The 7,451-nt window shown below is 49.2% G+C and carries 7 protein-coding genes; all 7 read right to left on the bottom strand.

The window, feature by feature from the left end; all coding sequences use genetic code 11:
* Window positions 1-48: 48 nt before the first annotated feature.
* The 7 genes from QZT18_RS15305 to rho all read right to left on the bottom strand — a co-directional run bounded on the left by QZT18_RS15305 (window position 49) and on the right by rho (window position 7,362).
* Complete coding sequence (locus tag QZT18_RS15305; RefSeq protein WP_294148978.1) at window positions 49-375, bottom strand: MmcQ/YjbR family DNA-binding protein; 327 nt, start codon at window positions 373-375, stop codon at window positions 49-51.
* A 109-nt stretch (window positions 376-484) separates the two neighbouring features.
* Window positions 485-1,618 (bottom strand): penicillin-binding transpeptidase domain-containing protein, encoded by a 1,134-nt coding sequence (locus QZT18_RS15300; protein ID WP_294148975.1) that lies wholly within the window; start codon window positions 1,616-1,618, stop codon window positions 485-487.
* 125 nt (window positions 1,619-1,743) lie between these two features.
* On the bottom strand, window positions 1,744-2,820 hold the full coding sequence (gene prfA / locus QZT18_RS15295; RefSeq protein ID WP_294148974.1) for a peptide chain release factor 1: 1,077 nt from the start codon (window positions 2,818-2,820) through the stop codon (window positions 1,744-1,746).
* A gap of 41 nt (window positions 2,821-2,861) precedes the next feature.
* Window positions 2,862-3,932 (bottom strand): HemK/PrmC family methyltransferase, encoded by a 1,071-nt coding sequence (locus tag QZT18_RS15290; RefSeq protein WP_294148972.1) that lies wholly within the window; start codon window positions 3,930-3,932, stop codon window positions 2,862-2,864.
* The gene (locus tag QZT18_RS15285; protein WP_294148970.1) at window positions 3,929-4,870 is read right to left on the bottom strand and encodes a DUF1385 domain-containing protein; all 942 of its coding nucleotides are present in this window, start codon (window positions 4,868-4,870) and stop codon (window positions 3,929-3,931) included. Before QZT18_RS15285 ends, QZT18_RS15290 begins: the two co-directional genes overlap by 4 nt.
* Window positions 4,871-5,020: 150 nt before the next feature.
* The gene (rpmE, locus tag QZT18_RS15280; RefSeq protein ID WP_125143831.1) at window positions 5,021-5,230 is read right to left on the bottom strand and encodes a 50S ribosomal protein L31; all 210 of its coding nucleotides are present in this window, start codon (window positions 5,228-5,230) and stop codon (window positions 5,021-5,023) included.
* A gap of 239 nt (window positions 5,231-5,469) precedes the next feature.
* Window positions 5,470-7,362 (bottom strand): transcription termination factor Rho, encoded by a 1,893-nt coding sequence (gene rho / locus QZT18_RS15275; protein WP_294148966.1) that lies wholly within the window; start codon window positions 7,360-7,362, stop codon window positions 5,470-5,472.
* Window positions 7,363-7,451: the final 89 nt, after the last annotated feature.

Here is a 7,451-nt window from a genome sequence, read left to right as displayed (position 1 = left end):
CTCCCACTCCCCCGTCCGCCGTCTTACAGAGGCGTCCTCGCATCTCAACTAAATCGTTAAATCATAACTTTCCCCTATCATCCGTTTCACTTCCTCCTCCGGAATCGTTCCATCCATTATAATGGAATTCCAGTGAACCTTATTAAGGTGATAGGCCGGTATAACGGACTTATAAACACTGCGCCAGAAATCTCTCCAGTCAGGGCTGCATTTCACATTAATCCACATATGGCCTTCGCGCTCAAATATCCATGCAAAAATCTTTTTATTCTCTTTGTGGCGCATGACCGTCCAGTTCGGATCGTGGAACGGCTGATCTTCGTAAACATTCTTATACGTGCGGCAGTAGCGGATTATTTCCTCTTTGTTTTTCATTTATCCACCTTGTTCCTATCTCAATACATTGATTATACTCTTTGTTAAGGTCCGGTACAACGGCAATGTCCGTTTGTTCATGCACTGCCCCCACAGTGAGCGTTACTGTTTACTCGGTGGGCGGCAAATAGCGATCTCTTATCAGTTCAATGGCTATTCTCTTTGCATCTGCGCTGGAAAAGTCTTTATTGTCTGTTTCCCCCAAGTAGACGCAGAAATAGATCTTTTCTTTTCCCGTATCGGCAAAACCGGTAAACCATGCATCGGCCACGATTCCGGATGTCTTACCGAGTCCTGTTTTACCATAGATTTTAATATCAGGAATACCGGAATCTGTTACCAGCATCGCATCTTTCAGCAGCGCCAGTTCCTGCTCTTTATAGGATGAATCTTCACTAAAAATGCGTTCCAGCACTTCCACCTGCTCTTTTGGGGAAATTTTCAGTGATGACTCGATCCAGAAGCCGGTCAGGGAACGGTTGCTGTTATTGTTGTTGAGGCGTCCTTCCCAGTCTGAGATATCGCGGTTTCCATAGTTCAGTTTGTCCAGTTCTTCCTGGATCATCTCCTGTCCCAGCTCATTGGTGATTTTTCTGAAATACCAGACACAGGAGGTTTGAAAGGCGTCCTTAAAACCGATATCCCTGTTCCATTTATCGTTCCAGAATGTCTCTCCGCTCCACTTCCGGACGGAATTCTCCTCCGAGATAACACCATTCTTAATTCCAATCAGAGATGATATAATCTTGAATGTAGAGCAGGGTGATCTTCTGGTATTACAGACATTCTCATTATAGAGCTGATATTTGTTCTCATTGGGAAGATAGATTACCGCGCCTCCGTTTAAACCCTGAAAATAGGACGACCAGTCCGCTTCTTCTATCGAGGGTTCTTGCCCCATCGCTGCGGATGCATGGGATGAGGCTGAAGCATCCGGCTGTGTTGGACCGCCCGGCTGTGTCAAACTCCCCGGCTGTGTCAGACTCCCCGGCTGTGTCGGGTCATCCGGCAATATCGAGCCGGCCGGCCCGGTCATCGCCTCATGCTCCACACCGTCGGACTCTGTCGTTCCGGATTCCCCCGTCTGCTCTTCTCCTTCCGGAATAGCCGCGTCTCTCCCATCACTTACGCCGCTTTCTTCCGCAGAATTGCCGGATATTTCCTGCATATTGCTTTTACAGGCGGTTAACGCTATGGATAATGCAAATACCAGTAATAATGGTAACTTTCCTGTTTTTTTCATCTTACAATCCTCATCTTTATGTGTTAATACAGCAGCCGACAAACAGTGCACGGGCATCCTCTCCCGTGATGTTAAAAATCGCCCCATTTTATGAGAAAATGGAGCGATGATAATAACAATGATTTTTAAATCTGTTCGTTCAGTTTGCTTAACTTCGCTGCCTGGTCGGCGGCAATCAGACTGTCGATCAGCTCGTTTAATTCCCCGTTCATAACGGAATCAATCTTATAAAGTGTCAGTTTGATCCTGTGCTCCGTCACACGTCCCTGAGGGAAATTATAGGTACGGATTTTCTCGGAACGGTCACCCGTGCCAATCTGGCTGCGGCGTTCTTCCGCCTCCTGGCTCTGGCGTTTCTCCAGCTCCATGTCAAACAGCTTGGAACGGAGCAGGCGGAATGCCTTTTCTTTATTTTGAAGCTGTGATTTCTCGGTCTGGCTGTAGATCACGATTCCCGTCGGCATATGGGTCAGACGGACGGCTGAATCGGTAGTATTGACACACTGTCCGCCGTTACCGGACGCACGCATAACGTCGATACGGATATCCTTATCGTCAATCACAACGTCAAACTCCTCGGCCTCAGGCATAACGGCAACGGATGCGGTGGATGTATGGATTCTTCCACCCGACTCTGTCTCGGGTACCCGCTGTACACGGTGGACGCCACTCTCATACTTCATCTTAGAGTAAGCGCCCTGGCCTGTAACCATGAACACCACTTCCTTGAAACCGCCGATTCCATTCTCATTGACACTGACCAGCTCCGTCTTCCAGCGGTTGCTCTCTGCAAAATGCACATACATTCTGTAAAGTTCGGAGGCAAAAAGAGCCGCCTCATCGCCGCCGGCTCCGGCACGGATTTCCACCATTACGTTCTTATCGTCATTCGGATCCTTGGGAAGCAGAAGGATCTTCATCTCCTGCTCCAGTTCCTCTATTCTCTTCTTTGCTTCGGCCAGTTCTTCCTTGGCCATCTCCCGCATCTCCTCGTCGGACTCTTCCTCGAGAAGAGCCAGGCTGTCTTCCACATCCTGGTTTGCTTTCTTATATTCTTTATACGCCTCCACAATCGGCGTCAGATCCGCCTGCTCTTTCATCAGCTTACGGAACCTTTTCTGATCCAGCGCCACATCCGGGCTGTTCAGTTCTTCCATCAGCTCTTCAAAACGAATCAGCAAATCGTCCAATCTGTCAAACATGGTAACCTCCTGCGTTATTTATAACGCTTCCAATTTATAAACTATCTGTTCCAGCGCGCTTTGACCACACGGTCAAGCCCCGGTTCATCCCTGATTATCTCAATGTCGCAAAACCCGGCCGTAGCCAGGAGCTGCCCCACCGCCGCCGCCTGATCATATCCGATTTCAAAGTAAATCATGCCGCCTTTTTTCAGATAGGCGCCGCTCTGCCAGGCCAGCCTCCGGTAAAAATACAGCCCATCCTCAGAACCGTCCAGAGCCAGCCTCGGCTCATGGTCCTTTACCTCAGGTTCCAGCCCGTCTATCACTGAAGACGGGATATAGGGCGGATTTGATACAATAATATCATATTTATCGCTCTGATCCAGGCTGGAAAACAGATCGCTCTCCACAAGGAACAGCTCCCTCTTCCTGACGCCCGGCACCGCGGCAATTCCCGGTTCCCTGGCTCTCACTCCCGTTCCCTCCAAAGAAGCGGGCTGCCGCTCCCCTGCTGGGGAATCCGACCGGTAAACATACGTGCTCATCCTGAGCTTCCACGGCGTTTCCGAAAGAAGCGTAGATTCTGAGCGGACCGTTCCCTTCTGGACGAGGAAGTGATGACGCGCATTCTTCTTCGCCACCTTAAGCGCTGCCCTGGATATATCTGCGGCCATTACCTTTTCGTAAGAGCCGAGTACCGCCAGACTGACGGCGATACATCCTGAACCCGTGCACATGTCAAGGATTGCGGTATCCCGGTCCGGGTGCTCTTTCAGCACCGTTTCCACCAGTTTTTCCGTATCCTGCCTTGGTATCAGAACATTCTCATTAACCGTAAACTCAAGTCCCATAAATTCCTGGTTGCCCAGAATATGCTGGATCGGAATACGTGCCGCTCTTTTTTCAAGATATTCCTGATATACCGGACCGGACTTTGAAAGTATCTGACCGTCCACGGGCCGGTTTTTATCCATCAGAAAATGCACCCGATCAATGGGGAAAGCTGCCTCCAGGAGATACCATGCATCCAGTTCCGCATCCGCCACTCCGGCATCCAGAAGACAGTTTTTCCCTTCCTCCAGCAGCTGCTGCCAGGTGGGCTCCTTCTCTTCTCTCAGAAATGTAGTCATAGTTTCGTCTCCGGAAAATTCTCCTTTAAATATTCTTTCCAGTCAAACACGGCTTCAGTCGCCGCAATGGCCACCTCTATCATGCTGTCGTCCGGCTCTGTTGTTGTAAGTCCCTGCATCCACATTCCCGGACGGCTGACAAGATCCATAAATTTCGAGTTGCTCCTGCCCGCCTTCTGCAGTATCTCATAAGACACACCGGCAATTACGGGAATCAGGATAATCCGGCTCAGCATCCTGAGGCCGATATTATCAATCCGAATCACCATAAAGAACAGGATACTGATTATCATGACGATCAGGAGAAAACTGGTTCCGCATCTTTTATGTTCCTTGGAACTCGCCCTGACGTTCTCTACCGTAAGAGGATGTCCGTGTTCCACACAGTTAATACACTTATGTTCCGCTCCGTGGTACATGAAGGTTCTTCTGATATCCTCCATCCTCGAAACAAGCTTGATATATAAAATAAAAATTGCGATTCTGATTACGCCTTCCAGAATGGCCATCACATGTTCCGATGCAATAAATGATTTAAAAAAGTTGGCAATCACGAGGGGAAGAAGCATAAAAATTCCGATCGCCAGGATAAAAGAAAATATCATCACAATTGTCATAACCACGCTCTCCAGCTTTTCACCGAATACGCGGTCCAGAAACTTCTCAAATTTCCCCGGTTCTTCCTCCTCATCGTCCTCAAAAAAGCTGGCGGAATAAGTCAGGGTCTTCATTCCCAGGATCATAGAATCGGCAAACCTGAATACTCCCCTGATAAATGGAAGGGACAGAATCTTTGCTTTCGCCGTGATGCTCTCATAATTGTCCTTCTTGACCTCAATCTCTCCATCGGGTCTGCGGACCGCCACCGCATAATCGTTGCGGTTCATCATCATAATTCCCTCAATGACGGCCTGGCCGCCAATTCCTGAATATTTCATTCGTTATACTCCTGCCGGTAAACCGGCTTGACATCTGAAACAACAAAAAAGCACGCTCCGCGGACTTTTCATTGCCAATCAATAAAATTTTAAAATAAAAAGGTTGAGTTTAATGTCGCCACTAAAACCCAACCCTTACATTGTTCAAACTTATTTGTCTGCACTCATACCGTATTTACGGTTGAACTTATCAATACGTCCACGGGCTGAAGCAGCTTTCTGCTGACCTGTGTAGAATGAATGGCATTTAGAACAAACCTCAACGTGAATGTCCTTTCTTGTAGATCCTGTTACGAACTCGTTGCCACAGTTGCAAACAACTTTTGCCTGATAATAGGCTGGATGGATTCCTTCTTTCATGATTTTCACCTCTCTGATTTTTCTTGTGCGATTTCCGACCGCTGTTTTTGTTACTATATTAAAGCCTTGCACACCCATGTTCCGCTCTTCCATCGTCTAAGCAGATCATCAACCGTAAGGACGACTCACGCAGATGTCAAAACTACCGTCTAATTATACAGCTTATCCAGTATATCATATGAAACCGTGAATTGCAAGCGCTTTCAAAGTAAATAGACGAATGAAATAGACGGAGCAAATTAGAAGAACCGTCTCTTGCGGGTAATCTCCACAAACTCCTGGTTATTTCTCGTTTTTGCAAATAAATCGAGAATTCTCTCCACCGATTCTTCCGGTTTCTGAGTATTGGTCGCCTTGTGGATGATATCCACAGCCTCGGACTCTTCCTGCGTCAGCAGCAGATCGTCCCTTCTTGTGCCCGACTTTAAGATGTCGATGGCCGGGAAAATCCTCTTCTCCGACAGCTTGCGGTCAAGGACAATCTCCATGTTGCCGGTTCCCTTAAATTCCTCGTATATAACATCATCCATACGGCTGCCCGTATCGATCAGAGCCGTAGCCAGAATTGTCAGGCTGCCGTTCTCCCTCATATTTCTCGCCGCTCCGAAGAAACGCTTCGGCATATGGAGCGCCGCGGGATCAAGACCGCCGGAAAGCGTACGGCCGCTGGGCGGAACCACGAGGTTGTATGCCCTGGCGAGACGTGTGATGCTGTCTAACAGGATCATGACATCCCTTCCATGCTCTACCAGACGTTTCGCCCTCTCTATTACCATTTCGGACACTCTCTTATGGCGATCGGGAAGTTCGTCGAAGGTAGAGTAGATAACCTCCACATTCGGTCCCGTGATGGCCTCCTTGATATCCGTAACCTCCTCAGGACGCTCGTCGATCAGAAGGATAATCAGGTGCATCTCCGGGTGGTTTACCGTAACCGCCCTGGCCACCTGTTTTAACAGTGTCGTCTTACCTGCCTTGGGCGGCGAAACGATCATGCCTCGCTGTCCCTTTCCTATCGGTGAAAGCAAATCCATCACGCGCATGGCGGTGGAATTCTTAGAACCAGGCATCTCCAGATGGAGGCGGCTGTTCGGGAAAATAGGAGTCAGGTTTTCAAAGTTCGGCCTGCGTTCCACCACGCTGGTCGGGTATCCGTTAACCGTATTAATATAAAGTAAAGCCGCAAACTTCTCTGTGGCTGTCTTCACTCTTCTGCTTCCGCCTACGATATCGCCCGTCTTAAGATTAAACCGTCTGATCTGTGACGGAGCCACATAGACATCGTTCTCACCCGGAAGGAAATTCTCACAGCGGATAAAACCGAAACCGTCCGGCATTACTTCCAGAATTCCATCCGCCTGTATTCCGCTGTCAAGCTCCTGGAAATCCGTCTTCGGCTCATCATTCCTGCTCTGGTAATCATTCCTCGGCTGGCTCTCCGTGCGCTGCTGGTAATCGCTTCTCGACTGGCCGTCACCCCGCTGCTGATAATCGCCTCTGGACTGGCTGTCGCCCCGCTGCTGGTAATCGTTTCTCGTCTGGCCGTCACTTCGCTGCTGATAATCGTTTCTCGTCTGGCCGTCACTTCGCTGCTGGTAATCGCTCCTGGTCTGGCTGTCGCCCCGCTGCTGGTAATCGCTCCTGGTCTGGCCGTCGCCCCGCTGCTGGTAATCGCTCCTGGTCTGGCCGTCATTTCGCTGCTGGTAATCGCTTCTCGGCTGGCTGTCACTTCGCTGGTTATCGCTTCGCTGCTGGTAATCGCGTTTGCGGCCGTCATCCCTGTTGTAGCGGTTTGTCTCTCTCCTTGGAGCATCGTCTTTTCTTTCATCCCTGACGTTTCTTTTGTTACTGCGCGGTTCCTGGCCTGCGGTTTCCGTAAGCTTTACGTCCGGCTTTTTATCTTCCTCCGCCTTTTCGGCCGCCGGCTCAGGTAAAACGAACATTAAGCCGCTTTCCCCGCTCTCTGCGTCGCCCTTCTCCTGCGTATCTTTGTCCGCTGCTTTTGCGCCGGCTATTTCACACAGCCTGTCTATAATTTCTGCTTTTTTAAGGGCGGTCACGCCTTTAAGCCCCTGTGCCTTTGCCAGTTCTCGAAGCTGTGTCAAAGGAAGGGTCTGCAATTTTTCTCTCATACAACTCTCCTTGATTTGTTAAGTTTTGATTTTTTATTGGGGATTATTAAGAAATAAGAAACGTCGGAATTACTTTTCTTGTCTTCTTA

The sequence above is a fragment of the uncultured Clostridium sp. genome (assembly GCF_900547735.1).
In the GTDB taxonomy this organism is placed as follows: domain Bacteria; phylum Bacillota; class Clostridia; order Lachnospirales; family Lachnospiraceae; genus Otoolea.
This window is presented reverse-complemented; position numbering and strand designations above follow the sequence as displayed.

Excerpts from the sequence above, each read along its gene's own strand:
- QZT18_RS15305 (WP_294148978.1), bottom strand. The coding sequence starts at position 375 with ATGAAAAACAAAGAGGAAATAATCCGCTACTGCCGCACGTATAAGAAT.
- QZT18_RS15300 (WP_294148975.1), bottom strand. The coding sequence starts at position 1,618 with ATGAAAAAAACAGGAAAGTTACCATTATTACTGGTATTTGCATTATCC.
- prfA (WP_294148974.1), bottom strand. The coding sequence starts at position 2,820 with ATGTTTGACAGATTGGACGATTTGCTGATTCGTTTTGAAGAGCTGATG.
- QZT18_RS15290 (WP_294148972.1), bottom strand. The coding sequence starts at position 3,932 with ATGACTACATTTCTGAGAGAAGAGAAGGAGCCCACCTGGCAGCAGCTG.
- QZT18_RS15285 (WP_294148970.1), bottom strand. The coding sequence starts at position 4,870 with ATGAAATATTCAGGAATTGGCGGCCAGGCCGTCATTGAGGGAATTATG.
- rpmE (WP_125143831.1), bottom strand. The coding sequence starts at position 5,230 with ATGAAAGAAGGAATCCATCCAGCCTATTATCAGGCAAAAGTTGTTTGC.
- rho (WP_294148966.1), bottom strand. The coding sequence starts at position 7,362 with ATGAGAGAAAAATTGCAGACCCTTCCTTTGACACAGCTTCGAGAACTG.